The organism is Streptomyces sp. SCSIO 75703, from assembly GCF_036607905.1.
Classification (GTDB): Bacteria; Actinomycetota; Actinomycetes; order Streptomycetales; family Streptomycetaceae; genus Streptomyces.
The window spans coordinates 5,035,480-5,060,275 of record NZ_CP144555.1 but is presented as its reverse complement, the minus strand read 5'-3'; the positions used below and the strand labels follow the sequence as shown (position 1 = coordinate 5,060,275).

At 75.0% G+C, this 24,796-nt stretch carries 21 protein-coding genes; 12 read left to right on the top strand and 9 right to left on the bottom strand.

The features are described 5' to 3' along the window. Nucleotides 1-2: 2 nt before the first annotated feature. Complete coding sequence (locus VM636_RS22215) at nt 3-977, bottom strand: carbohydrate kinase family protein (RefSeq protein WP_030417787.1); 975 nt, start codon at nt 975-977, stop codon at nt 3-5. A 138-nt stretch (nt 978-1,115) separates the two neighbouring features. On the opposite strand from VM636_RS22215, the gene VM636_RS22210 reads away from it, so the two are divergent. Next, entirely contained in the window at nt 1,116-1,325 is a 210-nt protein-coding gene (locus tag VM636_RS22210; protein ID WP_030417786.1) for a hypothetical protein, read from the top strand. Nucleotides 1,326-1,418: 93 nt separating this feature from the next. Continuing rightward, a complete protein-coding gene (locus tag VM636_RS22205) occupies nt 1,419-2,954 on the top strand; it encodes a hypothetical protein (RefSeq protein WP_053912585.1) in 1,536 nt (511 codons plus the stop codon). Between the two features lie 97 nt (nt 2,955-3,051). On the opposite strand, the gene erpA is transcribed toward VM636_RS22205, so the two are convergent. Continuing rightward, nucleotides 3,052-3,408, bottom strand: a complete 357-nt coding sequence (erpA, locus tag VM636_RS22200) for an iron-sulfur cluster insertion protein ErpA (RefSeq protein ID WP_030417784.1) — start codon at nt 3,406-3,408, stop codon at nt 3,052-3,054. 251 nt (nt 3,409-3,659) lie between these two features. On the opposite strand from erpA, the gene nadA reads away from it, so the two are divergent. Continuing rightward, nucleotides 3,660-4,844 (top strand): quinolinate synthase NadA, encoded by a 1,185-nt coding sequence (gene nadA / locus VM636_RS22195; RefSeq protein WP_030417783.1) that lies wholly within the window; start codon nt 3,660-3,662, stop codon nt 4,842-4,844. A gap of 95 nt (nt 4,845-4,939) precedes the next feature. Here the strand turns inward: nadA and VM636_RS22190 are convergent, their stop codons facing one another. The 5 genes from VM636_RS22190 to VM636_RS22170 all read right to left on the bottom strand — a co-directional run bounded on the left by VM636_RS22190 (nt 4,940) and on the right by VM636_RS22170 (nt 11,364). Next, on the bottom strand, nt 4,940-8,056 hold the full coding sequence (locus VM636_RS22190) for an efflux RND transporter permease subunit (RefSeq protein ID WP_053912584.1): 3,117 nt from the start codon (nt 8,054-8,056) through the stop codon (nt 4,940-4,942). 149 nt (nt 8,057-8,205) lie between these two features. Beyond that, nucleotides 8,206-8,889 carry a response regulator transcription factor gene (locus VM636_RS22185; RefSeq protein ID WP_030417781.1) on the bottom strand — a complete coding sequence of 228 codons (684 nt, stop codon included), beginning with the start codon at nt 8,887-8,889 and terminating at the stop codon, nt 8,206-8,208. Then, complete coding sequence (locus tag VM636_RS22180; protein WP_030417780.1) at nt 8,886-10,112, bottom strand: sensor histidine kinase; 1,227 nt, start codon at nt 10,110-10,112, stop codon at nt 8,886-8,888. Before VM636_RS22180 ends, VM636_RS22185 begins: the two co-directional genes overlap by 4 nt. Nucleotides 10,113-10,262: 150 nt before the next feature. Beyond that, entirely contained in the window at nt 10,263-10,544 is a 282-nt protein-coding gene (locus VM636_RS22175) for a hypothetical protein (RefSeq protein ID WP_030417779.1), read from the bottom strand. A gap of 43 nt (nt 10,545-10,587) precedes the next feature. Then, nucleotides 10,588-11,364 carry a PspA/IM30 family protein gene (locus VM636_RS22170; protein WP_078855627.1) on the bottom strand — a complete coding sequence of 259 codons (777 nt, stop codon included), beginning with the start codon at nt 11,362-11,364 and terminating at the stop codon, nt 10,588-10,590. 231 nt (nt 11,365-11,595) lie between these two features. On the opposite strand from VM636_RS22170, the gene VM636_RS22165 reads away from it, so the two are divergent. From VM636_RS22165 to VM636_RS22155, 3 genes are all read left to right on the top strand, one after another. Further along, entirely contained in the window at nt 11,596-12,279 is a 684-nt protein-coding gene (locus tag VM636_RS22165) for a DUF3043 domain-containing protein (protein WP_199809319.1), read from the top strand. 86 nt (nt 12,280-12,365) lie between these two features. Next, entirely contained in the window at nt 12,366-13,130 is a 765-nt protein-coding gene (locus tag VM636_RS22160) for a class I SAM-dependent methyltransferase (protein WP_030417776.1), read from the top strand. A 279-nt stretch (nt 13,131-13,409) separates the two neighbouring features. Beyond that, nucleotides 13,410-14,501 (top strand): trypsin-like peptidase domain-containing protein, encoded by a 1,092-nt coding sequence (locus tag VM636_RS22155; RefSeq protein ID WP_338485436.1) that lies wholly within the window; start codon nt 13,410-13,412, stop codon nt 14,499-14,501. A 70-nt stretch (nt 14,502-14,571) separates the two neighbouring features. On the opposite strand, the gene VM636_RS22150 is transcribed toward VM636_RS22155, so the two are convergent. After that, nucleotides 14,572-14,784, bottom strand: coding sequence for a hypothetical protein (locus VM636_RS22150; RefSeq protein ID WP_030417774.1), 213 nt, complete (start codon nt 14,782-14,784; stop codon nt 14,572-14,574). Nucleotides 14,785-15,050: 266 nt separating this feature from the next. Between VM636_RS22150 and VM636_RS22145 the strand changes: the two genes are divergently transcribed. Beyond that, the gene (locus VM636_RS22145; RefSeq protein WP_053912582.1) at nt 15,051-16,250 is read left to right on the top strand and encodes a bifunctional adenosylcobinamide kinase/adenosylcobinamide-phosphate guanylyltransferase; all 1,200 of its coding nucleotides are present in this window, start codon (nt 15,051-15,053) and stop codon (nt 16,248-16,250) included. On the opposite strand, the gene VM636_RS22140 is transcribed toward VM636_RS22145, so the two are convergent. Next, nucleotides 16,239-16,976 carry a methyltransferase domain-containing protein gene (locus VM636_RS22140; RefSeq protein ID WP_030417772.1) on the bottom strand — a complete coding sequence of 246 codons (738 nt, stop codon included), beginning with the start codon at nt 16,974-16,976 and terminating at the stop codon, nt 16,239-16,241. The genes VM636_RS22145 and VM636_RS22140 overlap by 12 nt on opposite strands. Nucleotides 16,977-17,148: 172 nt before the next feature. On the opposite strand from VM636_RS22140, the gene cobT reads away from it, so the two are divergent. From cobT to sucB, 5 genes are all read left to right on the top strand, one after another. Then, nucleotides 17,149-18,288 carry a nicotinate-nucleotide--dimethylbenzimidazole phosphoribosyltransferase gene (gene cobT, locus VM636_RS22135; protein WP_053912580.1) on the top strand — a complete coding sequence of 380 codons (1,140 nt, stop codon included), beginning with the start codon at nt 17,149-17,151 and terminating at the stop codon, nt 18,286-18,288. Nucleotides 18,289-18,650: 362 nt separating this feature from the next. Continuing rightward, complete coding sequence (locus VM636_RS22130; protein ID WP_030417770.1) at nt 18,651-19,433, top strand: adenosylcobinamide-GDP ribazoletransferase; 783 nt, start codon at nt 18,651-18,653, stop codon at nt 19,431-19,433. A gap of 216 nt (nt 19,434-19,649) precedes the next feature. Then, nucleotides 19,650-21,179, top strand: a complete 1,530-nt coding sequence (locus VM636_RS22125) for a leucyl aminopeptidase (RefSeq protein WP_338485432.1) — start codon at nt 19,650-19,652, stop codon at nt 21,177-21,179. A 288-nt stretch (nt 21,180-21,467) separates the two neighbouring features. Continuing rightward, complete coding sequence (gene lpdA, locus VM636_RS22120) at nt 21,468-22,856, top strand: dihydrolipoyl dehydrogenase (RefSeq protein WP_053912577.1); 1,389 nt, start codon at nt 21,468-21,470, stop codon at nt 22,854-22,856. Nucleotides 22,857-22,919: 63 nt separating this feature from the next. Next, nucleotides 22,920-24,707 carry a 2-oxoglutarate dehydrogenase, E2 component, dihydrolipoamide succinyltransferase gene (gene sucB / locus VM636_RS22115; protein WP_053912576.1) on the top strand — a complete coding sequence of 596 codons (1,788 nt, stop codon included), beginning with the start codon at nt 22,920-22,922 and terminating at the stop codon, nt 24,705-24,707. The last annotated feature ends 89 nt before the right edge of the window (nt 24,708-24,796 follow it).

Below are 24,796 nucleotides of genomic sequence, written 5' to 3'. Positions count from 1 at the left end.
GCTCAGCCGAGGTGGGCGCGGACCTCGCCCGCGGCCTCGTCGCCGTACGCCTTGGTGAAGCGCTCCATGAAGTGGGCGCGGCGGAGCTGGTACTCCTGGGTGCCGACGGTCTCGATGACGAGGGTGGCCAGCATGCAGCCGACCTGGGCGGCGCGCTCCAGGCCGACGCCCCAGGCGAGGCCGGAGAGGAAGCCGGCCCGGAAGGCGTCGCCGACGCCGGTCGGGTCGGCCTTGCGCTCCTCCTCGGGGCAGCCGACCTCGATGGGCGGCTCGCCGGCCCGCTCGATACGCACGCCGCGGGCGCCGAGGGTGGTGACGCGGTGGCCGACGCGGCCGAGGATCTCCTCGTCGCTCCAGCCGGTCTTGGTCTCGATGAGCCCCTTCTCGTACTCGTTGGAGAAGAGGTAGGTCGCCCCGTCCAGCAGTATCCGGATCTCGTCGCCGTTCATGCGGGCGATCTGCTGGGAGAAGTCGGCGGCGAAGGGGATGGCGCGCGAGCGGCACTCCTCGGTGTGCCGGAGCATGGCCTCCGGGTCGTCGGCGCCGATGGAGACCAGGTCGAGGCCGCCGATCCGGTCGGCGACGGTCTTCAGCTCGATGAGGCGGGCCTCGCTCATCGCGCCCGTGTAGAAGGAGCCGATCTGGTTGTGGTCGGCGTCGGTGGTGCAGACGAAGCGGGCGGTGTGCAGCGTCTCGGAGATGCGCACCGAGCCGGTGTCCACGCCGTGCCGGTCGAGCCAGGCGCGGTACTCGGCGAAGTCCGAACCGGCGGCCCCCACCAGGACCGGGCGGGTGCCGAGCTGCCCCATGCCGAAGGCGATGTTCGCGGCGACACCGCCGCGGCGCACGTCGAGCTGGTCGACCAGGAAGGAGAGCGAGACCGTGTGCAGCCGGTCCGCGACGAGCTGGTCGGAGAAGCGGCCGGGGAAGGTCATGAGGTGGTCGGTGGCGATGGAGCCGGTGACTGCGATGCGCACGGCGTGACTCTCTCCTGAGGGGGAGGCGGGTGAGGAGTCCACGCTACCCGGCGGCCCCCCGGGCGGAAGGGGCACCGCGGTGAAACTACCCGAGGGTAGAACTTTCCGCCCCGCCCGGAACCGGCCTACGGTGCCCCCATGACGAACATCGAGGCCACCGCCCCCGCGCCCGCCGACTTGGAGGGCGACCTCGCCTCCCTGCGCGGCGACTGCGCCCGCATGGCCGCGCGCTGGTCGGCTCCGGCGGACGGCGAGGCCCGCCCGGTCCCGCTCTCGCTCCTGCACGGCGTGCGCGTGCCGGGGACGTCGGCGCGGCTGCTGGACGCCATGTCGGAGTACGGCGACTGACGCCGTCCGGGTGACGCGTGCCGTCACCGGGAACCGGACGTCCGTCCACCGCGTCTCACCGCCGTCCCCCGACACGGCCGAAGGAGCGATGCGGTGAACACCGAGCGAGACGGGAACCACGAGGGCGGCGCCGCGCCCCCGGAGGCGGCCGGCGCCTCCGGCGCCCCGGGGGAGGTCCCCGGGGCGGGCGGCCCGCGTCCGGGGCGGCGTCCGCGGGGCGCGGTCGTGGCCTGTGTCGCCGCGGCGGTGCTGCTCGCCGGGGGCGGCGGCGCCTGGCTGGCGTCGGCCTCCGGCCAGTCCCGCGCGGACGGCACCGCGGCCGGTTCCGCGGGCGGCGGCACTCCCCCGCCGCTGGTGCTCGACGACCACCCGGCGCCGGACACCGGCGGCGCCGGCATCGCCCCGGGCGAGCCCGATCCGTCCGGCGTCCGCTACCGCGCCTCCGGCCCGCTGCCCGAGGGCCCCGGTTCGGCGCCGGTGTACCGGGCGCGGGGCGAGGTCGGCGCGGCGGACGTGGCCCGGCTGGCGAAGGCGCTCGGCGTGACGGACCCGCCGGTGGAGCGCGGCGGGACGTGGAAGGCGGGCCGGGTCGACGGCGGTTCGGGCGCGGTGCTCACGGTGGAGCGGGCCGCGCCGGGCACCTGGACGTTCCAGCGCTACGCCCCCGGCTCCGACGACTGCCGCAAGGGCAGGGCCTGCCCGGCGCCGTCCGGCGGCACCCCGGTGGACGAGGCCGCGGCGAGGAAGGCGGCGGCGCCGGTGCTGGAGGCGCTGGGGCTGGGGACGGCCCGGCTCGACGCGGGCCAGGTGACCGGCGCGCAGCGCGCGGTGAACGCCGATCCGGTGGTGGACGGGCTGCCGACCCGCGGCTGGACGACCGGGGTGCTGGTCGGCCCCGGGGGCGAGGTGTCCGGCGGCGGGGGCCGGATGGCGGCGCCGGTGCGGGGCGACGCGTACCCGGTGCTGGACGCCGGGCGGACGCTGGACCTGCTGAACGCGCCGGGCGCGGGCCCGGCGGGCGGAGTCGGCGGCTGCGCGAGCGCCGTACCGCTGGAGGAGACGGGGCCGCCGCCGGGGGCGGGGCTCGCCGCGCCCTGCCCGGCCGGGCCCGCGGCGCGGCCGGGCGCCGCGGAGCCGGGGACGGCGTCGGTGGAGGAGGCGGTGTTCGGGCTGGCCGCGCATCCGGTGCGGGGGCGGCCGGTGCTGGTGCCGTCCTGGCTGTTCGAGGTGCGGCGGCCGGGCGCGAGGTCCACGGAGACGGTGACGTACCCGGCGGTCGACCCGGCGCACCTCGCGCCGGCGGCCACGCGCTCCCCGGCCCCCGCGGAGGGGTCCGTGACGCGGGAGGTGCGCGTCGAGGGGTACCGGGCGGAGGGCGGTGAGCTGACCGTGTACTTCACCGGCGGCGTCTGCTCCTCCTACGAGGCGTCCGCCGAGGCCGGGAAGGACGAGGTGACGGTCACCGTGACCGAGCGCGCGGAGCCGGGGAAGGTCTGCGTCCTGCTCGCGCGGGAGGACGAGCGGACGGTGCGGCTGGAGGAGCCGCTCGGCGCGCGTTCCGTCGTCGCGCCGGACGGCACCGCGATCCGGCCGCACAAGCCGGGCGCCCGGCTGCCCGGCGCCCGCTGACGCGAGCCGGCCGAAAGGGGCGGCGCACGCCGAAGGGCGGCGGTGCCGGCGGGTCGCCGGTGCCGCCGCCCTCGAAGGCTCGCGTTCCGTCCGCTCTTTAGCTGAAGGAGTCGCCGCAGGCGCAGGAGCCGGTGGCGTTGGGGTTGTCGATCGTGAAGCCCTGCTTCTCGATCGTGTCCACGAAGTCGATGGTGGCGCCGACCAGGTAGGGGGCGCTCATGCGGTCGGTGACGACCTTGACGCCGTCGAAGTCCTTCAGGACGTCGCCGTCGAGCGAGCGCTCGTCGAAGAAGAGCTGGTAGCGCAGGCCGGAGCAGCCGCCGGGCTGGACGGCGACGCGGAGCGCCAGGTCGTCGCGGCCTTCCTGGTCGAGCAGCGCCTTGACCTTCGACGCGGCGGCGTCGGTCAGGATGATGCCGTCGGTGACGGTGGTGGTCTCGTCCGATACGGACATCTACATCTCTCCCGGGTTGTACGGAGACTGCTTGCCGACGGTTCCAACCGGCGGGGCCGCGGATTCATTCCGGGCCGGACCCGTTCTTTTCCCCTCGGCCTGCCCTTCATGCTCGCACATGGCCCGGGGGGCGGACAGCGATGCGGGCGCCGGGATTCACGTCACAGCGACGCGATGGGCATCGTCAAAGTGACGTGAACCGGTTATGATATATAGCGTCAGTTCGACGAAAAGTAGAAAGGGTGCGTGTCGTGACCACCGCCCAACCCCAGGAGCTCGACGTGCAGCCGACTCCCCTCGCCCTGCTCCTGCTCGGCCGCGAGGCCGACCCGCGCAGCGAGCGCGGCGTGGAGTGCCCCGGCGATCTGCCCTCCCCCTCCGACCCGGACCTGGTCGCCCGCGCCCGCGCGGCCAAGGAGAAGCTCGGGGACAGGGTCTTCGTCCTCGGCCACCACTACCAGCGCGACGAGGTCATCCAGTTCGCCGACGTCACGGGCGACTCCTTCAAGCTGGCCCGGGACGCCGCCGCCCGCCCGGAGGCGGAGTACATCGTCTTCTGCGGTGTGCACTTCATGGCGGAGTCGGCCGACATCCTGACCACCGACGACCAGAAGGTGGTGCTGCCCGACCTCGCGGCCGGCTGCTCCATGGCCGACATGGCCACCGCCGAGCAGGTCGCCGAGTGCTGGGACGTCCTGGCCGAGGCCGGGATAACCGAGCAGGTGGTGCCCGTCTCGTACATGAACTCGTCCGCGGACATCAAGGCGTTCACGGGCAAGCACGGCGGCACCATCTGCACCTCCTCCAACGCCCGCCGGGCCCTGGAGTGGGCCTTCGCCCAGGGCGAGAAGGTCCTCTTCCTGCCCGACCAGCACCTCGGGCGCAACACCGCGGTGCGGGACCTCGGCCTCTCCCTCGACGACTGCGTCGTCTACAACCCGCACCGCCCGAACGGCGGTCTGACCGTCGGGGAACTGCGCGCCGCCAAGATGATCCTGTGGCGCGGTCACTGCTCGGTGCACGGCCGCTTCAGCCTCGACTCGGTGCGCGACGTGCGCGAGCGGGTGCCGGGGATCAACGTCCTGGTGCACCCCGAGTGCCGCCACGAGGTCGTGGCCGCGGCCGACCACGTCGGCTCGACCGAGTACATCATCAAGACGCTGGAGGCGGCGCCGGCCGGCTCCAAGTGGGCCATCGGCACCGAACTGAACCTGGTGCGCCGGCTGGCGAACCGTTTCGCGCCGGAGGACAAGGAGGTCGTCTTCCTCGACCGGACGGTCTGCTTCTGCTCCACCATGAACCGCATCGACCTCCCGCACCTGGTCTGGGCGCTGGAGTCGCTCGCCGAGGGCACCCTCGTCAACCGCATCCGGGTCGACGAGGAGACCCAGGCGTTCGCCAAGCTCGCCCTGGAGCGGATGCTGGCGCTGCCGTAACGGTTCCTCACCCACGGGTCCCACCCGCCGCACGCCCGAAGGGGGTGCCCCGCGTCCTGCGGGGCACCCCCTTCCCGTGGTGCGTGCGGGCCGGGTCAGACCTGGGCCGGCTCCGGCTCCTGGGTGGGCTCCGGCTGGGGCGGCACCTCGCCGCGCCTGGCCGCGCGCTTCTTCGCCCGGCGCTCCTTGCCCAGTTCCAGCATGGCGTAGAGCGTCGGGACCAGCAGCAGCGTCAGCAGGGTCGACGTGATCAGACCGCCGATCACCACCACGGCCAGCGGCTGGGCGATGAAGCCGCCCTCGCCGGTGACGCCCAGCGCCATCGGCAGCAGGGCGAAGATCGTCGCCAGCGCGGTCATGAGGATGGGCCGCAGCCGGTGCCGGCCGCCCTCGATCACCGCCTCGACGATGCCGTGGCCCCGCGCGCGGTACTGGTTGATCAGGTCGATCAGCACGATCGCGTTGGTGACCACGATGCCGATGAGCATCAGCATGCCGATCATCGCCGGGACGCCCATCGGGGTGCCGGTGACGAGCAGCAGGCCGAGGGCGCCGGTCGCCGCGAACGGGATGGACACCAGCAGGATCAGCGGCTGGGCCAGCGACCGGAAGGTGCCGACCAGCAGCATGAACACGATGGCGACCGCGGCCAGCATGGCCAGGAACAGGCTCGCGAACGCCTCGTCCTGGTCGGCGCTGACGCCGCCGATCTCGGCCGTGGCGCCGGCCGGCAGCTTGAGCCCGGCGATCTCCGTCTGGAGGGTCGCGCTCACCGCGCCGGTGTTGTCGCCGGTGGGGCGGGCGGTGACCGTCGCCGCGCGCTGGCCGTCGATCCGGGTCATCGACACCGGGCCGTCCACCAGCTCGACCGTGGCGATGTCGCCCAGCTTCACCGGGCCGAGGGGCAGCGCCTTCAGCTCGGCGAGCGTCCGGGCGGACTGCGCGGAGCGGATCACCACGTCGCGCTCGGCGTCGTCCACGACCGCCTTGGCCACCGGGGTGCCGCGCACCGCCTGGGCGACGGCCGCGCCGAGCGTCTGCTCGGTGAAACCGGCCTCGGCGGCACGCTCGTTGGCGGTGACCGAGATCCGCGGCACGCTCTGCGCCAGGTCGCTGGTGACGTCCGTGACGTCGTCGAGCCCGGCGACCGTCTCGCGGACCCGCTCCGTCGCCTCGCGCAGCACCTTCGCGTCGGACGCCTTGACGACGACGCTCAGGTCCTGGCTGCCGAAGCCGTCACCGGTCGACACCGTGGTGGTGCCGATGCCGTCGAGCCGGGCGAGACCCTCCTCCAGCGCGGTGCGGACCTTCTCGGAGGAGGCCGAGTCCTCCAGCATCACCTGGTGGCTGGCCTGGTTGCTGTCCGTACCGCCGCCGAAGGCCGCCATGAAGCCGGAGGAGCCGATGGTGACCTGGTGGTCCTTGACGCCCTTGGTCTCCGACAGGAGCCGCTCGACCTTCGCGGCCTGCTCGTCGGTGGCCGCCAGGCTGGTGCCCGGCTTCAGTACCTGCTTGATGCTGAGGACCTTCTGCTCGCCCGGGTCGAAGAAGTTCGTCTTCAGCAGCGGGGCCATGCCGAAGGTGGCGAGCAGTACCGCGACGGCGATGCCCAGGCTGGTCAGCCGGCGCCGCGTGGCGAAGCGCAGGACCGGGATGTACAGGCGCTGCAGACGGCTGCGCGCCTCCTTCTCCTCGGCCACCCGGCGGGCCTCCGCCGCGTCCTCGGGGGTGCCCTTCGGGGGCCGCACGAACCAGTACGACAGGACCGGGATCACGGTGAGCGACACCAGCAGCGAGGCCAGCAGCGCGGCGGTGACGGTCAGGCTGAACGAGCCGAACAGCTCGCCGACCATGCCGCCGACCAGGCCGATCGGCAGGAAGACGGCGACCGTGGTGAGGGTCGAGGAGGTGACCGCGCCGGCCACCTCGCGCACGGCCTTGAGGATGGCCTCGCGCCGCTCCTCGCCGTAGCCCAGGTGCCGCTTGATGTTCTCCAGGACCACGATCGAGTCGTCGACGACGCGGCCGACGGCGATGGTCAGCGCGCCCAGCGTCAGCATGTTGAGCGACAGGTCGCGGGTCCACAGCACGATCAGCGCCAGCACCACCGACAGCGGGATGGAGACCGCCGTGACCAGCGTGGAGCGGACCGAGGCGAGGAAGACCAGGATCACCAGGACGGCGAAGACCAGACCGAGCGCGCCCTCCGTGGTCAGGCCCTCGATGGCCTTGGAGACCGCCGGTCCCTGGTCGCTGACCACGGTGAGCGTGGCGCCGGAGCCGAGCGACTCGCGCAGCTCGGGCAGCATGTCCTCGACCGCCCGCGAGATCGAGACCGCGCTGCCGTCGTGGTCCATGGTGAGCGCGACGGCCAGGCTCGGCCTGCCGTTGGTGCGGGTCAGGGAGTCGGCGCGGGCCTCCTGCTGCTCGACCTCGGCCACGTCGCCGAGGCGTACCGGCTTGCCGCCGCCCTGGCCGGCGACGCGCAGGTCCCGGATCTGCTCCAGGGAGGTGAAGCCGCCGCCGACCTGCACGGTGCGGTTGGCGCCGGCCTCGTCGAAGGAGCCCGCGGGGACGGTCGCGCCGCCCGCCTGGAGGGCCTGCCCGATCGCCTGCGGGGCGAGCTTCGCCTTCGCCAGCTTCGCCGGGTCCGGGGTGACGGTGATCTGGACGTCGCGGACGCCGTCGATCACGGCCTGGGCGACGCCGTCGATGCCCTTCAGCTCCGGGACGACGGCCTTGTCGAGCTGGTCGGCCAGGGCCTGCTGGTCCTTGTCGGAGGTGACGGCGAGGACCACGGTCGGGATGTCGTCCGTGGAACCGGAGACGACCTGCGGGTCCACCCCGGCCGGGAGCATGGCGCGGGCGCGGTTGACGGCCTGCTGGACGTCGGCGACGAGTTGCTGGGTGCCGTTGCCGTAGTCGAAGGACGCCATGATCACGGCGCTGCCCTCGGAAGCCTTCGAGGTGACGCCGGAGATCCCGTCGACCGCCTGGAGGCTGTTCTCGATCGGTTCGACGACCTGCTTCTCGACCACGTCCGGCGACGCGCCCTGGTACGGCGCCACCACGGACACCATGGGCAGTTCGATGGTGGGCAGCAGTTGCTGCTTGAGCTGGGGGATCGCGATCGCCCCGAAGACGAGCGCGATGATCGACATCAGCCCTATCAGGGCCCGTTGCGCGAGGCTGAATCTCGACAGCCAGGACATGGGTGAGGGTCTTCCTTCTGTGGCCTGAGCGGAGAGCGGGCACGTCGGCGCCCACCTCACACCCTGGGGCATGCGCGGCCCCGGTTCCGTAAGCCCCAGGTCCATTTCCCGGGGCCCGCCTACTCCCTGCGCAGTACGGCCCGGGGGACTCAGTCCACCCTCGGACGGACCAGGCCCGATTCGTACGCGATCACCACGAGTTGGGCGCGGTCGCGGGCGCCCAGCTTGGCCATCGCCCGGTTGACGTGGGTCTTGACGGTGAGCGGGCTGACGGTGAGGCGTTCGGCGATCTCGTCGTTGGAGTGCCCGCCGGCGACCTGCACCAGCACCTCGCGCTCGCGGCCGGTCAGCGCGGCGAGGCGTTCGGCGCGGCGCGGGTCGCGGTCGGCGCCGCCGGGGCCCTCCTGGGCGAGGAAGCGGGCGATCAGCCCCTTGGTGGCGGCCGGGGAGAGCAGCGCGTCGCCGCCGGCCGCGACACGGATCGCGTTGAGCAGTTCGCCGGGCTCGGCGCCCTTGCCGAGGAAGCCGGAGGCGCCCGCGCGCAGCGCGCCCACCACGTACTCGTCGACCTCGAAGGTGGTCAGGATGACCACCTTGACCCGGCCGAGCGCCGGATCGGAGCTGATCATGCGGGTGGCGGCGAGGCCGTCGGTGCCGGGCATGCGGATGTCCATGAGGACCACGTCGGGCCGGTGCGCGGCCGCCAGCCGGGCCGCCTCGGCCCCCTCGGACGCCTCCCCGACGACCTCCATGTCGGGCTCGGAGTCGACCAGCACCCTGAAGGCGCTGCGCAGCAGGGCCTGGTCGTCGGCGAGCAGGACACGGATCGTCATGCGGGCTCCTGCGCGGTGTCGGTGCGGCTGCCGACCGGAAGGATCGCATGGACCCGGAAACCGCCCCCGTAGCGGGGGCCGGTGGTGAGGGTTCCGCGGACCGCGGTGACGCGCTCGCGCATGCCGAGCAGCCCGTGTCCACCGCCGTCGGGGGCGGCGTCGGGGGCGGGTTCGCCGGTGCCGTCGTCGAGGACGGTCACCTCGACGTCCGTGCCGACGCGTACGACGCTGACCTCGGCGGCGGCGTCGGCCCCGGCGTGCTTGCGCACGTTGGTCAGGGCCTCCTGGATGATCCGGTAGGCGGCGAGGTCGGCGGCGGTGGGCAGGACTGTGCCCTGGTCGGCGCGGGCCACCTCGACGCGCATCCCGGCGTTGCGGAAGGTGGCGACGAGTTCGTCGAGGCGGTCGAGTCCGGGGGCGGGCTCGGTCGGCGCCTCGGGGTCGCCGGACTGGCGGAGCAGGCCGACGGTGGCGCGCAGTTCCTCCAGCGCGGAGCGGCCGGCCGCGCGGACGTGGGCGAGGGCCTCCTTGGCCTGGTCCGGGCGCCGGTCCATGACGTGGGCGGCCACGCCGGCCTGCACGTTGACCAGGGCGATGTGGTGGGCGACGACGTCGTGCAGGTCGCGGGCGATGCGCAGCCGCTCCTCGGCGACGCGGCGGCGGGCCTCCTCCTCGCGGGTCCGCTCGGCCTTCTCGGCCCGTTCGCGGATGGCGTGCACGAAGGCCCGGCGGCTGCGCACGGCGTCCCCGGCGGTGGCGCCGATGCCGGTCCAGGCGAAGACGGCGAGGTTCTCCTGCGCGTACCAGGGCGGGGGTCCGGCGAGCATGGCGGCGCCGGTGAGCACGGTCATGGTGAGCAGGCCGGCCCGCCAGGTGGTGGGGCGGTCGGTGCGGGCGGCGACGGTGTAGAGGGCGACGACCGCGGACATCACGACGGGGGCGCGCGGCTCGCCGGTGAGGCACTCGAGGACCGAGAGGCCGCCGGTGACGGCGAGGACCGCCAGCGGGGCGCGGCGGCGGAAGGCGAGGGCGGCGGCGCCGAGCACCATGAGGAGCAGGCTGAGCGGGTCGGGGGCGCGCACGCCCCAGGTGACGCCGTCGGGTCCGTGCCGGTCCATGAAGGTGCCGGCCACCATGCAGCCCAGGACGAGCGCCGCGAGGGCCGCGTCCAGCGCCGAGGGATGCGCTCCGATGCGGCACCGTGCACGCGCGAGGGTACTCACGCCCGCCTACGCTATCCGGCCCTCGCGGTCCCCTCCCAGCCCCGGGCGCCACGGGGGCCGGCCCTGACGCCGGGGAGCCGACCGGCCGCCCCGGCCGGGCGGGGCGGCGCCCGGTGGGGGCCGCTCCGTGCCCGGCAGGCCGCCGGGGCGTCAGGCGCCGGGGATCAGGCCGTCGTCGCTGAGGAGGTCGCGGACGCCCTCCAGGGTGGCCTCGGGGCCGGGGAGGATGAGGTCCGAGGGCTCCAGGGCGTCGTCCGGCAGCGGTTCGCCCAGCTCCCGGACCTTGGCCAGCAGAGCGTGGAGGGTCGCGCGGAAACCGGGTCCGTCGCCGTTCTCCATCTCGGCCAGCAGTTCGTCGTCCAGCTTGTTCAGCTCGGCGAGCCGGTCGTCGGCCAGCCTCACCTGCCCCTCCCCCATGATCCGTACGATCATGTCGCCCTCCTCGGCGATGGACCCCGGTGGCCGTCGGTGGTGGTCACTGCTTGTCGAAGCGCGGCGTGTCCCGCGTCTGCTGCTCGGGCTGCGCCTGCCGCTCGCCGCCCTCGATGGCCTGGCGGCCGTCGGAGCCGCCGCCGGCCAGCTCGGCCTTCATCCGCTGCAGTTCCAGCTCCACATCCGTACCACCGGAGAGCCGGTCCAGCTCGGCCTGGATGTCGTCCTTGTGCGTGCCGGACTGGTCGTCGAGGGCGCCGGAGGCCAGCAGTTCGTCGATGGCCCCGGCCCGCGCCTGGAGCTGGGCGGTCTTGTCCTCGGCGCGCTGGATCGCCAGGCCCACGTCGCCCATCTCCTCGGAGATGCCGGAGAACGCCTCGCCGATGCGGGTCTGCGCCTGGGCCGCCGTGTAGGTGGCCTTGATGGTCTCCTTCTTGGTGCGGAAGGCGTCCACCTTCGCCTGGAGCCGCTGGGCCGCCAGGGTGAGCTTCTCCTCCTCGCCCTGGAGCGTGGCGTGCTGGGTCTCCAGGTCGGTCACCTGCTGCTGGAGGGCGGCGCGGCGGGAGAGCGCCTCGCGGGCCAGGTCCTCGCGGCCCAGCGCGAGCGCCTTGCGGCCCTGGTCCTCCAGCTTGGACGACTGTGACTGCAACTGGTTGAGCTGGAGCTCCAGACGCTTGCGGCTGGTCGCCACGTCGGCGACCCCGCGGCGCACCTTCTGCAGCAGCTCAAGCTGTTTCTGGTACGAGTAATCGAGGGTCTCGCGCGGGTCCTCGGCCCGGTCAAGGGCCTTGTTGGCCTTCGCGCGGAAGATCATCCCCATACGCTTCATGACACCGCTCATGGGCTTCGCGCGCCCCCTTCTGACCGACTCAGCTCCAGCGACTGCAACAGAACCCACAGTACGGGCCCTGCGTCCATTACCGCACTGTCCGGGGCCGGATGCGCTCATCCGCAAGGACGACCGCCCGCGCCTCCGGTCCGGCGCAGGGAGGAGACGCCCCCCGAGAATGTCCGGAAAGCGACACTCCGGCCCGCCGCGCGGCACCCCTCCGTGCTCCTACAGACGCCCGGTGTTGCCGGATCGTTCCCCACCGGGCGTGGGTCCACACCCGTCGACCCCGTACCCTTGGGTTCTGTGTTCCGTAGCCGTGCCAAGGAAGAGAAGGCCCCGAGCGCCGACAAGGCGCCGGTGACCGACTCCAAGCAGCCCCGCGACCCGCAGGCCCCCAAGGGCAGGCCCACTCCCAAGCGCAGTGAGGCCCAGTCCCAGCGCCGTAGCGTCGCCAACACGCCGATGACGCGCAAGGAGGCGGCCAAGCGCCAGCGCGAGCAGCGCCGGGTCGAGATGGAGCGGCAGCGCCAGGCGCTCGCCAGCGGTGACGAGCGGTACCTGCCGCTGCGCGACAAGGGCCCGGTCCGCCGGTTCGCCCGCGACTTCGTCGACTCGCGCTTCAACATCGCCGAGTACTTCCTGCCGATGGCCGTGATCATCCTCGTGCTGAGCGTGATCCGGGTGGCGGCGCTGCAGAACATCGCGCTGCTGCTGTGGCTGGTCGTGATCGTGATGATCGTGCTCGACTCGATCGTCAGCGGTTTCCGGCTGCGCAAGATCCTCGCCGACCGGTTCCCGGACGAGCGCCGCCGCGGCGCCGTCGCGTACGCGCTGATGCGCTCGCTCCAGATGCGCCGGCTCCGGCTGCCCAAGCCGCGCGTCAAGCGCGGGGAGCGGCCCTGAGCGTCACACCGCTGGCGGGGGGCGACGCGGCACGGGACGTGCTGGACGGACCGGACGACAGGTCCGCCGTCGTACGGCAGGAGCTGGTGGCCCGGCAGCTCGACGAGCAGATGTCCGGCCGTTTCGCCGTCGGCCGGCGACTGCGCGTGCTCGACGTCGGCATGGGCCGCGGCGTCCAGGCGCTGCGGCTGGCACGGGCCGGGCACCGGGTGACCGGTGTGGAGCGGGACGCGGAGACGATCGCCGCCGCCCGCGACGCGCTGGCGCGCGAGCCCGAGGGCATCCGGGAGCGGATGCGCGTCCTGGAGGGCGACGGCCGCGACACCGGCGTGCACTTCCTGCCCGGCAGCTTCGACGTGGTGCTCTGCCACGGCATGCTGATGTACGTCGAGGAACCCGATCCGCTGCTCGCGGGGCTGGCCCGGATGCTCGCCCCGGGCGGGCTGCTGTCCCTGCTGGTGGGCAACGGCGACGCGCTCGCCATGCGCCCGGGGCTGCGCGGCGAGTGGTCCGCTGCGCTGGCCGCCTTCGACGGCGGGGAGACGGTCCCGGCCGCCCTGCCGCCGTCCCGGACGCCCGCGGAGGGGGAGACGGCCCCGGCCCGGCCCCGCGGCGGGGTCCGCGCGGACCGGCTGGCGACGCTGACGGCCAAGCTCGCCGGGATCGGCGCCCCGCTGCGCGCCTGGTACGGCGTACGGGTCTTCACGGACGCGGCGGGCGCCCCGGCCGGGACGGGCGTGGCCCCGGACGGCGACCTCGCGGCGCTGCTGGCGGCCGAGGAGCGGGCCGGGCGCACGGACCCCTACCGCGCGGTGGCCGCGCTGCTGCACCTGTGCGGGGTCCGCGGCTGACGGGGCACCACCCGCCCCCCGTGCCCGCGCCGCGGCCGACGGGACGCCCGCCGCACCCGGGCCCGCGCCACGGCCGACCGGACGCCCGCCGCCGTACCGCACCCCGTACCGGGCCCGCGGCCCCGGTGCACGCCTTCCCGACGTACCACCGCTCGCCGCTCCCCCAGCCCACGCCCCACCGCCACCCCCACGCCTCGGCGCTGGGCCGCGCCGCCGTCGGGCCGCCCGTTCGGGTGTGCACCGGGGGCCGGTCCGGCGGCCGGCCGTGAGACTCGGGGCATGGACGCTTCCCGCACCCGCACGCCCCCGCGCCCCCTCCGCACGCGCCTCGCCGTGCCGGTGTGCGGGCTGCTGCTCGCCACCGGCTGCTCGGCGGCCTCCGCACCGGACGCCGGGTCCGGGTCGGGCGAGCGGGAGGGCACCGCGGCGCGGGCCGCCGCACGGGCCAGCGACGGCCTCCAGGCCGACTACCAACGGGTGATCAAGAACGTCCTGCCGTCGGTCGTGCAGATCCAGGCCGGCAACGACCTCGGCTCGGGCGTGGTCTACGACGACAAGGGCCACGTCGTCACCAACGCGCACGTGGTCGGCGACCGCAAGACCTTCCGCGTGACCACCGCCCACAGCGAGCAGGCCCTCGCCGCCACCCTCGTCTCCGCCTACCCGGAGCAGGACCTCGCCGTGGTGAAGCTGGACACCGTGCCGCAGGGCGTGCGGGCGGCGGTGTTCGGGGACTCCTCGTCGGTCGAGGTGGGCCAGATCGTGCTGGCGATGGGCTCGCCGCTGGGGCTCTCCTCCAGCGTGACGCAGGGCATCGTGTCGGCGACCGGGCGGACCGTCACCGAGGGCAGCGGCGGCGGGGGCACGGGCGCGACCATCGCCAACATGGTGCAGACCTCGGCGGCCATCAACCCCGGCAACAGCGGCGGCGCGCTGGTGAACCTGGACAGCCGGGTCATCGGCATCCCGACGCTCGCCGCGACCGACCCGGGCCTCGGCGACAGCGCCGCCCCCGGCATCGGGTTCGCCATCCCGGCGTCGATGGTGAAGACCGTCGCCGACCAGATCATCGCGCACGGCAAGGTCACCGACTCGGGCCGGGCGGCGCTGGAGATCACCGGCCGTACCGTCGTCGACCGGGACTTCCAGCCCGCCGGGGTGGCCGTGGTCGACGTGAGGAAGGGCGGGGCCGCGGACAAGGCGGGGCTGCGCAGCGGCGACGTCATCACCCGGCTGGGCGATACGGACATCACCACGATCACCTCGCTCTCCGAGGCGCTGGCGGCGCGGAAGCCGGGCGACCGGGTGAAGGTGACGTACACCCGCGGCGGCGACCGGCGCACCGCGGAGGTCACGCTGGGCGAGCAGTGAGCCGGGGCGGGACCCCGTACGGGTCCCGCCCCGCCGCCCCACGCGCCGGGCGCGCGGCGTCCGCCGGCCGTCAGGCCGCGTCGGCGTGCAGGCTCATCGGCCCGTAGATCTCCTTGGCGTCCTCGAAGAGCCGCACCTGGTCCGCGCCGCCCGCCTTGAGGTCCTTCCAGTACTCGCCGAGCCACGACTCGGCGTCGCCCTGGGTGGTGAACTCCTCGGGCTCCACCGCGGGCCGGACCTCCGTCCCGTCGGCCGTCTCGAACCGCCACGTCCATGCCGCCATCTACGCCTCCCAGAGGTGAGCCACGTGCCGTGCGGGGACCGGGCACACGGTCCGGCCTCCCGGGCGCAGCCTATGCGCTGACCGGGGCCGGTCCCAGAAGGCCGCGTCCCGCCGGCCGGGCAGGGTCCCGCCCGTCGGCCGCCGGCCGGGCCGGGGCGGTGGCGCGGCCCGGCGGACGGCCGCCCGAGCGGCCCCCGCCCCGGCCGGCCGCGCCCTCGGGGGGACTCGGGCGGGCGGGACCCGGGGCGGCCGGGGAAAATCGGGGCGTGGACGTGACTCTGCTCGGCACCGGTGACCCCGCGGGACTCCCCCGCCCCGACTGTCCCTGCGCGGCCTGCGCCCTGGCGCGGGGCGACGGGGCACGGGCGGCGACCTCGCTGCTGGTGGACGGGGCGCTGCTGTTCGACCTGACGCCCGGGGCCGCCTTCGCCGCCGCGCGCGCCGGGCACTCGCTGACCGGCGTACGGCAGGTGCTGCTGTCGCACCCGCACGAGGGGCCGGCGGTGGAGGTGCCGGCCGGGCTGCCGCAGCCGGGGCGGGTGCCGGACGGGCGGGAGCTGGCGCTGCTGACCGGGCACCGGGTGCGGGCGGTGGCGATGGACGCGCCGGGCACCGGCTACGCGGTGACGGGGCCGGACGGGCGGCGCCTGCTGTACCTGCCGCCGGGCGGCGCCCCCGCGGGGCTGGAGGAGCCGGCCGACCGCTACGACCTGGTCCTCGCCGATCTCGTGGGCCGGCCGGACGCGCTGGCGCGGCTGCGCGCGGTGGGGGCGGTGGGCCCGGCCACCGACGTGGTCGCGGTGCACGTCGGCCACGACGCGCCATCCGGCCGCGAGCTGGAGCGGCGGCTCGCGGCGGCGGGGGCGCGGGCGGTGCCGGACGGGACGACGCTGGCCGTCGGCGACGGCGGGGAGGCGCCCGGGGTGCCGCGCCGGACGCTGGTGCTCGGCGGGGCCCGTTCGGGGAAGTCGGTGGAGGCCGAACGGCGGCTGGAGTCCTTCCCCGACGTGCTCTACGTGGCGACCGGCGGCTCGCGCGGCGGGGACACCGAGTGGGCGGCGCGGGTCAGCGCGCACCGGGAGCGGCGGCCGGGGTCCTGGCGCACCACCGAGACCTGCGACCTGGTGCCGCTGCTGGCCGAGGACGGGCCGCCGCTGCTGGTCGACTGCCTGTCGCTGTGGCTGACGGACGTGATGGACACCGTCGGCGCCTGGGACGACGCCCAGTGGGCCGACGGCGGGGAGCGGGCGCTGCGGGAGCGGGTGCGGGAGCTGACGGCCGCCGTGCGCGCCACCGGGCGCACCGTCGTCGCCGTGTCGAACGAGGTGGGGTCGGGGATCGTGCCGGCCACCGCCTCGGGGCGCCGCTACCGCGACGAACTCGGGCGGCTGAACGCGGCGTTCGCCGGGGAGTGCGAGCAGGTGCTGCTGGTGGTGGCCGGCCAGGCCCTGGTGCTACGCGGCTGACGCCTCCTTGCGGGCGATCAGGCGGGGGTCCTGCGGCGCGGTGAGGACCGTGGAGCCCCGGCGCTCCAGTTCGGCGGCGAGGCCGGCCGGGTGCGGGGTGCCGCCGGGGGCGAGCGCCCGCAGCCGGCGCGGGTCGGCCACGTCGAGGAGGAGCAAGCCGCCAGGCCGCAACGCGTCGAGGGCGGCGGCCAGTTCGGCCCGGGGGTCGGGCACGCGCTCCAGTTGCTGGAAGAGGCTGACCACGTCGTAGCGGGCGCGCAGCCGGGCCGCCAGCAGCGGGTCGGTCAGGCGGCCGACGTGCGCCTCCTCGACGCGTTCGGCGGCGCGGGCCCGCAGCACCCGGGGCGTGGGGTCGACCCCGTCGAAGGAGGTGTACGGGAACCAGCGGCGCGCGGTGTGCGGGAAGTCGGCGTCGCCGGTGCCGACGTCGAGCCAGCTCTCGGGTTCGGGGCAGCGCCGGAAGACGGCGCGGGCGGCGAGGACGTGCCGGAGGCGGGAGCCGGCCCGCACGGCGGGGTGGTCGGTGCCCTGGCCGGCGAGGGGGTTGCGGAAGGCGTGGCCGCAGTCGCGGCAGCGGTCCAGGGCGGGGCGGACGGGCGGGTGGCGCCGGGGGTCGCGCAGGCGGGGCCGGGGGCGCAGCCGCCGGGAGCCGCACCAGGGGCAGTCCTCGCGGTGCGGCCCGTGGACGGGGAGGGGAGGGACCGAGGGGGCGGGCGGTACGGACATGGACGGCTCCCGGCGAGAGGGTTGAAGCGGACGGACACGCCTCGGACACGACACACGACAATCCACGCAAAACGGTACGCAGCGGATGGCCTTCCGGGGTGCAACCACGCCCCCCGGGCGCGGTGCGGATGTGCCCTCCGCGGCCGGGGGCGGGGCCGGTACTGTCTGGCGAATGAGCTCGCTGAATCTCGACGACTTCACCGATCTGATCGAGCGTCCCGACGGCGGGGTGCGCCGGGACGCCGAGGCCCGCCGGGAGCGGCTGGCGGTGCCGCCTGGATCGCTGGGCCGCCTGGACGACCTGGGCGAGTGGCTGGCGGCGGCGCAGTCGGCCGTGCCGGTGCGGCCGGTGCAGCGGCCCCGGGTGGTGCTGTTCGCCGGGGACCACGGGGTCGCGGAGCTGGGCGTCTCGGCCCGGCCGGCCGGCGGCGCCGCGGACCTGGTGCGGGAGGTGCTGGAGGGCGGGCGTCCGGTCTCGGTGCTGGCGCGGCGGCTCGGGGTGCCGGTGCGCGTCGTCGACATGGCGCTGGACTGCGAGCCGGGCACGCTGCCGGCCGAGGTGGTCCGGCACCGGGTGCGGCGCTCCGGCGGGCGCATCGACGTCGAGGACGCGCTGAGCGCCGAGGAGGCGGAGGCGGCGTTCCGGGCCGGGGTCGCGGTGGCCGACGAGGAGGCCGACGCCGGTACGGACCTGGTGGTGCTCGGCGACGTGAGCGTGGGCGGGACCACGGCGGCGGGCGTGCTGGTGGCGGCGTTGTGCGGCACCGACGCCTCGGTGGTCACCGGGCGCGGCGGGCTGGCCATCGACGATCTGGCCTGGATGCGCAAGTGCGCGGCGATCCGCGACGCGCTGCGGCGGGCCCGGCCGGTCCTCGGCGATCAGCTCCGGCTGCTGGCGACGGTGGGCGGGGCCGACCTCACGGCGATGACGGGCTTCCTGCTCCAGAGCGCGGTGCGCAAGACGCCGGTGCTGCTGGACGGCGTGGTGGCGGCGGCGTGCGCGCTGGTGGGCCAGCGGGTCGCGTTCCGGGCGCCGGACTGGTGGCTCGCGGCGCACGACAGCGGGGAGCCGGCGCAGGCGAAGGCGCTGGACCGGATGGGCCTGGAGCCGCTGCTGACGCAGGGGGTGACGGTGGGCGAGGGGGCCGGCGGACTGCTGGCCCTGCCGCTGGTGCAGGCGGCCGCGGCCCTCGCGGCGGACCTCCCCGAACGCCCCGCCCCCGCCGCCCCGGAGGCGGACGCGGAGCCCGGGGCCGACGCCGGGCCCGGGGCCCCCGCCGAGCACGGCACGGCACCTGCCCGGGACGCGTAACCCCCGCCGGGGGCGGCTCCAGGGCACGGTCGCCGAGGGGCCCGAGACCGACCCCGCGCACAAGGCCCCCGCCGAGACCGGGGCCGACGCCAGGCGCGGGGCCCCCGCCGAGCACGGCACGGCACCTGCCCGGGACGCGTAACCCCCGCCGGGGGCGGCTCCAGGGCACGGTCGCCGAGGGGCCCGAGACCGACCCCGCGCACAAGGCCCCCGCCGAGCCCGGGGCCGGCCCCGGGCACGAGGGCGGGGAGCAGTGGCGTCTTGCCCGGTTCGACGATGTTCCGGAGCCGCCGCCCATCTCCCGTAAGCGCGTTTCCTCCCCGGCCGCGGGCGCCCTGGCGGACGCCGGGTAGTCTGCGCCGGTGCTCAGGACCCCCGCCTCCGACGGCCTCCGCTTCGCCTTCGGCACCCTCACCGTCCTCCCGGTCCGGGTCACCCGCTGGGACCGGGACGCCGCCCGCGGCGGCATGCTCTGGGCGCCGCTGGCCGGCGTGGTCGTCGGCGTCCTCGCGGCCGGGGCCGGTCTCGTGCTGCTGCTCCTGGGCGCCGCTGCGCCGCTCGCCGCCGTCGCCACCGCCGCCGTCCCGGCCGCCCTCACCCGTGGGCTGCACCTGGACGGGCTCGCCGACACCGCCGACGGGCTCGGCAGCGGCAAGCCCGCCGAGGACGCGCTGCGCGTCATGCGCCAGTCGGACATCGGCCCCTTCGGCGTGCTGGTCCTGGTCCTGGTGCTGCTCGCCCAGGTGGCCGCGCTCACCGAGGCGTACCAGGGGTCCTGGGCGCGAGGGGCGTTCGCCGCGGTCGTGTCGGCGACCGCGGCCCGGCTGGCGCTGACCCTGGCCGCCCGGTCCGGGGTGCCGTCCGCGCGCCCCGAGGGGCTCGGCGCGGCCGTCGCCGGGGTGGTGCCGGTGCGCGCGGCGCTGCTCGTGGCCGCCGCCGTGGTGGGGTCCGCGGCGGCCGGGGGCGCGCTGTTCGGGGCGTACGGGGCGCTGCGGGCGGCGCTCGCGGTGGTGTGCGCCGCCGGGGCCGCCGGTGTTCTGCTGCGGCGCTGCGTGCGCCGCTTCGGCGGGGTCACGGGGGACGTCTTCGGCGCGGTGGCGGAGACGGCGGCCACGACCGCCCTGGTGGTGCTCGTCCTCGGCTGACCCGGCGGCAAGCGCTGCCCGCCGGCACGTCCCCGGGCGGGAAAGGGGCCCCGGGGGAGGGATCGGACACGCGGTCGCGCGTAGGCTCGTGCCGGTCGATTACCCGCCCGGGTAAGGACCGCAACGCAGGAGGGATCTAGGGTCGGTTGTCGGGCCCGGTCGACCCACCCGCATTCGGCCACTCAAGACTTCATACGGAAGCGAGAATTCACCACCGTGACTGCTCTCACTCTCAGCACCGCCGCGGTGCCCGGCCTGCGGGCCGACGCGATCGTGATCGGTGTCGCCAAGGGCGCAAACGGCCCGCTCGTCGCACCGGGCGCCGAAGCCGTGGACAGCGCCTACGACGGCGGACTCGCCGGCGTCCTGGAGACCCTCGGCGCCTCCGGTGCCGAGGGCGAGGTGACGAAGGTGCCCGCGCCGTCCGGCTTCAAGGCGCCCCTCGTGGTGGCGGTGGGCCTCGGCTCCGAGCCCGAGGACGGCGAGGGCTGGGACGCCGAGGCGCTGCGCCAGGCCGCCGGGTCCGCCGCCCGCGCCCTGGCCGGCTCGAAGAAGGCCGCGTTCGCCCTGCCGCTCACCGAGGCCGCCGACACCGGCGCCGTCGCCGAGGGCGTGCTGCTCGGCGCGTACTCCTTCGACGCCTACAAGGACCGGGGCGGGGACGCCCGCGGCAAGAAGAAGGGCAAGGGCCCGCTGGCCGAGGCCGCGCTGCTGGGCGCCAAGCCCCGCGACAACGCCCACCGGGCGGCCGTCGAGCGCGCCACCGCCGTCGCCGAGGAACTGAACCGCGCCCGCGACCTGATCAACACCCCGCCGAACGACCTCGACCCCGAGGCGTTCGCCGCGATCGCCCAGGCCGCCGCCAAGGAACACGGCATCAAGGTCCAGGTGCTCGACGAGAAGGCGCTCGCCAAGGGCGGCTACGGCGGCATCCTCGGCGTCGGCGCCGGCTCCGCCGCCGGTCCGCGCCTGGTGAAGCTGTCGTACACCCCGTCCGGGGCGACGAAGACGCTCGCCTTCGTCGGCAAGGGCATCACGTACGACTCCGGCGGCATCTCGCTCAAGCCGGCCGGGCACAACGAGACGATGAAGTGCGACATGAGCGGCGCCGCCGCCGTGTTCGCGGCCGTCGTCGCCGCCGCCCGCCTCGGCCTCGGGGTGAACGTCACCGGCTGGCTGGCACTGGCCGAGAACATGCCCTCCGGTTCGGCGACCCGCCCGGGTGACGTGCTGCGCATGTACAGCGGCAAGACCGTCGAGGTGCTGAACACGGACGCCGAGGGCCGGCTCGTGCTGGCCGACGCGCTGTGGGCGGCCTCCGAGGAGGAGCCCGACGCGATCGTCGACGTGGCGACGCTGACCGGCGCGATGATGCTGGCGCTGGGCAACCGCACGTACGGGATCATGGCGAACGACGACGCCTTCCGCGCCGCGGTGCACGAGGCGGCCGAGGAGGTCGGCGAGCCGGCCTGGCCGATGCCGCTGCCCGAGCACCTGCGCAAGGGCATGGACTCGCCCACCGCCGACATCGCCAACATGGGTGAGCGGATGGGCGGCGGGCTGGTCGCCGGCCTGTTCCTGCGCGAGTTCGTCGGCGAGGGCATCGCCTGGGCGCACCTGGACATCGCGGGCCCGGCCTTCAACGAGGGCGGCCCCTTCGGCTACACGCCGAAGGGCGGTACCGGCTCGGCGGTGCGGACGCTGGTGCGGCTCGCGGAACTGGCCGCCGAGGGCGAGCTGGGCTGACGGCGCGACGGCGCTCCGGGGGCGCGGGGAATGCCCTGGCGGTGGGGTCCGTTGTGACCCACTGCGCGGCTTCCCGCGCCCCCGGGGTCCGCTCCCGGGCCGGTCCTCTCAGGTGAACGTGGGGCGTCTCACACCCCGGCCCGGCGTCTCGCGGGGCGCCGACAAGTGCGAAGATGGGGCTCGGCAGGACAGGGCCCCCACCGAAGGGCCGAGAGCAAGAGCGGCCGGACACCAGCCGCCGACCGGTCACTGGAGACCGGCGTGGCGCACATGCATGGAGGACGTGACGTGGCGAACGACGCCAGCACCGTTTTCGACCTAGTGATCCTCGGCGGTGGCAGCGGTGGTTACGCCGCGGCCCTGCGCGGGGCGCAGCTGGGCCTGGACGTCGCCCTGATCGAGAAGGACAAGGTCGGCGGTACCTGCCTGCACAAGGGGTGCATCCCCACCAAGGCCCTGCTCCACGCGGGCGAGGTCGCCGACCAGACCCGCGAGAGCGAGCAGTTCGGCGTACGGGCCTCCTACGAGGGCATCGACGTGCCCGCCGTCCAGAAGTACAAGGACGACGTGGTCTCGGGCCTGTACAAGGGCCTCCAGGGTCTGATCGCCTCGCGCAAGGTGACCTACATCGAGGGTGAGGGCCGGCTCTCCTCCCCGACCTCCGTCGACGTCAACGGCCGCCGCGTCCAGGGCCGCCACGTGCTGCTGGCGACCGGCTCCGTGCCGAAGTCGCTGCCCGGCCTGGAGATCGACGGCAACCGGATCATCTCCTCCGACCACGCCCTCGTCCTGGACCGCGTGCCGAAGTCCGCGATCATCCTGGGCGGCGGTGTCATCGGCGTCGAGTTCGCCTCGGTGTGGAAGTCGTTCGGCGCCGACGTCACGATCGTCGAGGGCCTCAAGCACCTCGTCCCGGTCGAGGACGAGAACAGCTCCAAGCTGCTGGAGCGCGCCTTCCGCAAGCGCGGCATCAAGTTCAACCTGGGCACCTTCTTCCAGAAGGCCGAGTACACCCAGGACGGCGTCAAGGTCACCCTCGCCGACGGCAAGGAGTTCGAGGCCGAGGTGCTGCTGGTCGCCATCGGCCGCGGCCCGGTCTCGCAGGGCCTGGGGTACGAGGAGGCCGGGGTCGCCATGGACCGCGGCTACGTCCTCGTCGACGAGTACATGCGGACGAACGTGCCGACCATCTCGGCCGTCGGCGACCTGGTGCCCACGCTCCAGCTCGCGCACGTCGGTTTCGCCGAGGGCATCCTCGTCGCCGAGCGTCTCGCCGGCCTGAAGACCGTCCCGGTCGACTACGACGGCGTGCCGCGCGTGACGTACTGTCACCCGGAGGTCGCCTCCGTCGGCATCACCGAGGCCAAGGCCAAGGATGTCTACGGCGCGGACAAGGTCGTCACCGTCAAGTACAACCTGGCGGGCAACGGCAAGAGCAAGATCCTGAAGACCGCGGGCGAGATCAAGCTCGTCCAGGTCAAGGACGGTGCCGTGGTCGGCGTCCACATGGTGGGCGACCGCATGGGCGAGCAGGTCGGAGAGGCCCAGCTCATCTACAACTGGGAGGCGCTGCCGGCCGAGGTCGCGCAGCTCGTCCACGCCCACCCGACGCAGAACGAGGCCCTGGGCGAGGCCCACCTGGCGCTGGCCGGCAAGCCGCTGCACTCCCACGACTGATCTCCCTCGGTCACGGGGCGCGACGACACAGACTTCCGCAATTCGTAAGGAGCAACCGAAACCATGGCGGTTTCCGTAACCCTTCCGGCGCTCGGCGAGAGCGTCACCGAGGGCACTGTCACCCGCTGGCTGAAGGCCGAGGGTGAGCGCGTCGAGGCCGACGAGCCGTTGCTCGAGGTCTCGACCGACAAGGTCGACACCGAGATCCCGGCCCCCGCCTCCGGCGTGCTGTCCTCCATCAAGGTCGCCGAGGACGAGACCGTCGAGGTCGGCGCCGAGCTGGCCCTGATCGACGACGGCAGCGGCGCCCCGGCGGCCGAGGCCGCCCCGGCCGCCGAGCCGGCCGCCCCCGCGGCGCCCGAGCCGGCGCCGCAGGCCGCTCCCTCCACCGAGCAGGCCGCCCCGGCGCCCGCTCCCACCGCCCAGGCCGCGGCGGGCGGCGCCTCGGCCCAGGGCACGGACGTGGTCCTGCCCGCGCTCGGCGAGTCCGTCACCGAGGGCACCGTCACCCGCTGGCTGAAGTCGGTCGGCGACAGCGTCGAGGCCGACGAGCCGCTGCTGGAGGTGTCCACCGACAAGGTCGACACCGAGATCCCGGCGCCCGCCGCCGGCACCCTGCTGGAGATCGTGGTCGGCGAGGACGAGACCGCCGAGGTCGGCGCCAAGCTGGCCGTCATCGGCGACGCCTCGGCCGCGCCCGCCGCCGCCCCGGCCGCCCCCGAGGCCCCGGCGCAGCCCGCCCCGGCGCCCGCCGCCGCCCCGGCCCCGGCCGCCCCGGCCGCCCCGGCTCCGGCCCCGCAGGCGCCGACGGTCCCGGCCCCGCAGCAGCAGACCACCCCGGCGCCCGACCCGGTGCCGTCCGCCCCGGTCGCCGCCCCGGCCCCCGCCGCCGCCCCGGCCGCGGTCCAGCCGGCCGACGACGGCGCCTACGTCACCCCGCTGGTGCGCAAGCTCGCCGCCGAGAACGGCGTCGACCTGACCACCGTCAAGGGCACCGGCGTCGGCGGCCGCATCCGCAAGCAGGACGTCCTGGCCGCCGCGGAGGCCGCCAAGGCCGCCGTTCCGGCCCAGGCCGCCCCGGCCGCCGCCGCGCCCGCCGCCAAGCGGACCCCGGTCCTGGAGGCGTCGCCGCTGCGCGGCCAGACCGTCAAGATGCCGCGCATCCGCAAGGTCATCGGCGACAACATGGTCAAGGCGCTGCGCGAGCAGGCGCAGCTCTCCTCGGTCGTCGAGGTCGACGTCACGCGCCTGATGCGGCTGCGTGCCCAGGCCAAGGACGCGTTCGCCGCCCGCGAGGGCGTCAAGCTGTCGCCGATGCCGTTCTTCGTGAAGGCCGCGGCCCAGGCGCTGAAGGCGCACCCGTCCATCAACGCCAAGATCAACGAGGCCGAGGGGACCATCACCTACTTCGACACCGAGCACGTCGGGATCGCGGTGGACTCCGAGAAGGGCCTGATGACCCCGGTCATCAAGAACGCCGGTGACCTCAACATCGCCGGCATCTCCAAGGCCACGGCGGAGCTGGCCGGCAAGGTCCGCGCCAGCAAGATCACCCCGGACGAGCTGTCCGGCGCGACCTTCACCATCAGCAACACCGGTTCGCGCGGCGCGCTCTTCGACACGATCATCGTGCCGCCGGGCCAGGTCGCGATCCTCGGCATCGGTGCCACGGTCAAGCGTCCGGCCGTCATCGAGACGGAGGAGGGCACGGTCATCGGCGTCCGCGACATGACGTACCTGACCCTGTCCTACGACCACCGTCTGGTGGACGGCGCCGACGCCGCCCGCTACCTGACCGCGGTCAAGGCGATCCTGGAGGCCGGCGAGTTCGAGGTCGAGCTGGGACTGTAGTCCCCGACCCGGCCGAACGGTCGTACGGCGCCCCCGCCCGGAGTTTCCGGACGGGGGCGCCTTCGTCCGTGTAAGCCTCGTCTCACCTG

Excerpts from the sequence above, each read along its gene's own strand:
- VM636_RS22210 (WP_030417786.1), top strand. The coding sequence starts at position 1,116 with ATGACGAACATCGAGGCCACCGCCCCCGCGCCCGCCGACTTGGAGGGC.
- erpA (WP_030417784.1), bottom strand. The coding sequence starts at position 3,408 with ATGTCCGTATCGGACGAGACCACCACCGTCACCGACGGCATCATCCTG.
- VM636_RS22190 (WP_053912584.1), bottom strand. The coding sequence starts at position 8,056 with ATGTCCTGGCTGTCGAGATTCAGCCTCGCGCAACGGGCCCTGATAGGG.
- VM636_RS22185 (WP_030417781.1), bottom strand. The coding sequence starts at position 8,889 with ATGACGATCCGTGTCCTGCTCGCCGACGACCAGGCCCTGCTGCGCAGC.
- VM636_RS22175 (WP_030417779.1), bottom strand. The coding sequence starts at position 10,544 with ATGATCGTACGGATCATGGGGGAGGGGCAGGTGAGGCTGGCCGACGAC.
- VM636_RS22170 (WP_078855627.1), bottom strand. The coding sequence starts at position 11,364 with ATGGGGATGATCTTCCGCGCGAAGGCCAACAAGGCCCTTGACCGGGCC.
- VM636_RS22155 (WP_338485436.1), top strand. The coding sequence starts at position 13,410 with ATGGACGCTTCCCGCACCCGCACGCCCCCGCGCCCCCTCCGCACGCGC.
- VM636_RS22150 (WP_030417774.1), bottom strand. The coding sequence starts at position 14,784 with ATGGCGGCATGGACGTGGCGGTTCGAGACGGCCGACGGGACGGAGGTC.
- VM636_RS22140 (WP_030417772.1), bottom strand. The coding sequence starts at position 16,976 with ATGTCCGTACCGCCCGCCCCCTCGGTCCCTCCCCTCCCCGTCCACGGG.
- cobT (WP_053912580.1), top strand. The coding sequence starts at position 17,149 with ATGAGCTCGCTGAATCTCGACGACTTCACCGATCTGATCGAGCGTCCC.
- sucB (WP_053912576.1), top strand. The coding sequence starts at position 22,920 with ATGGCGGTTTCCGTAACCCTTCCGGCGCTCGGCGAGAGCGTCACCGAG.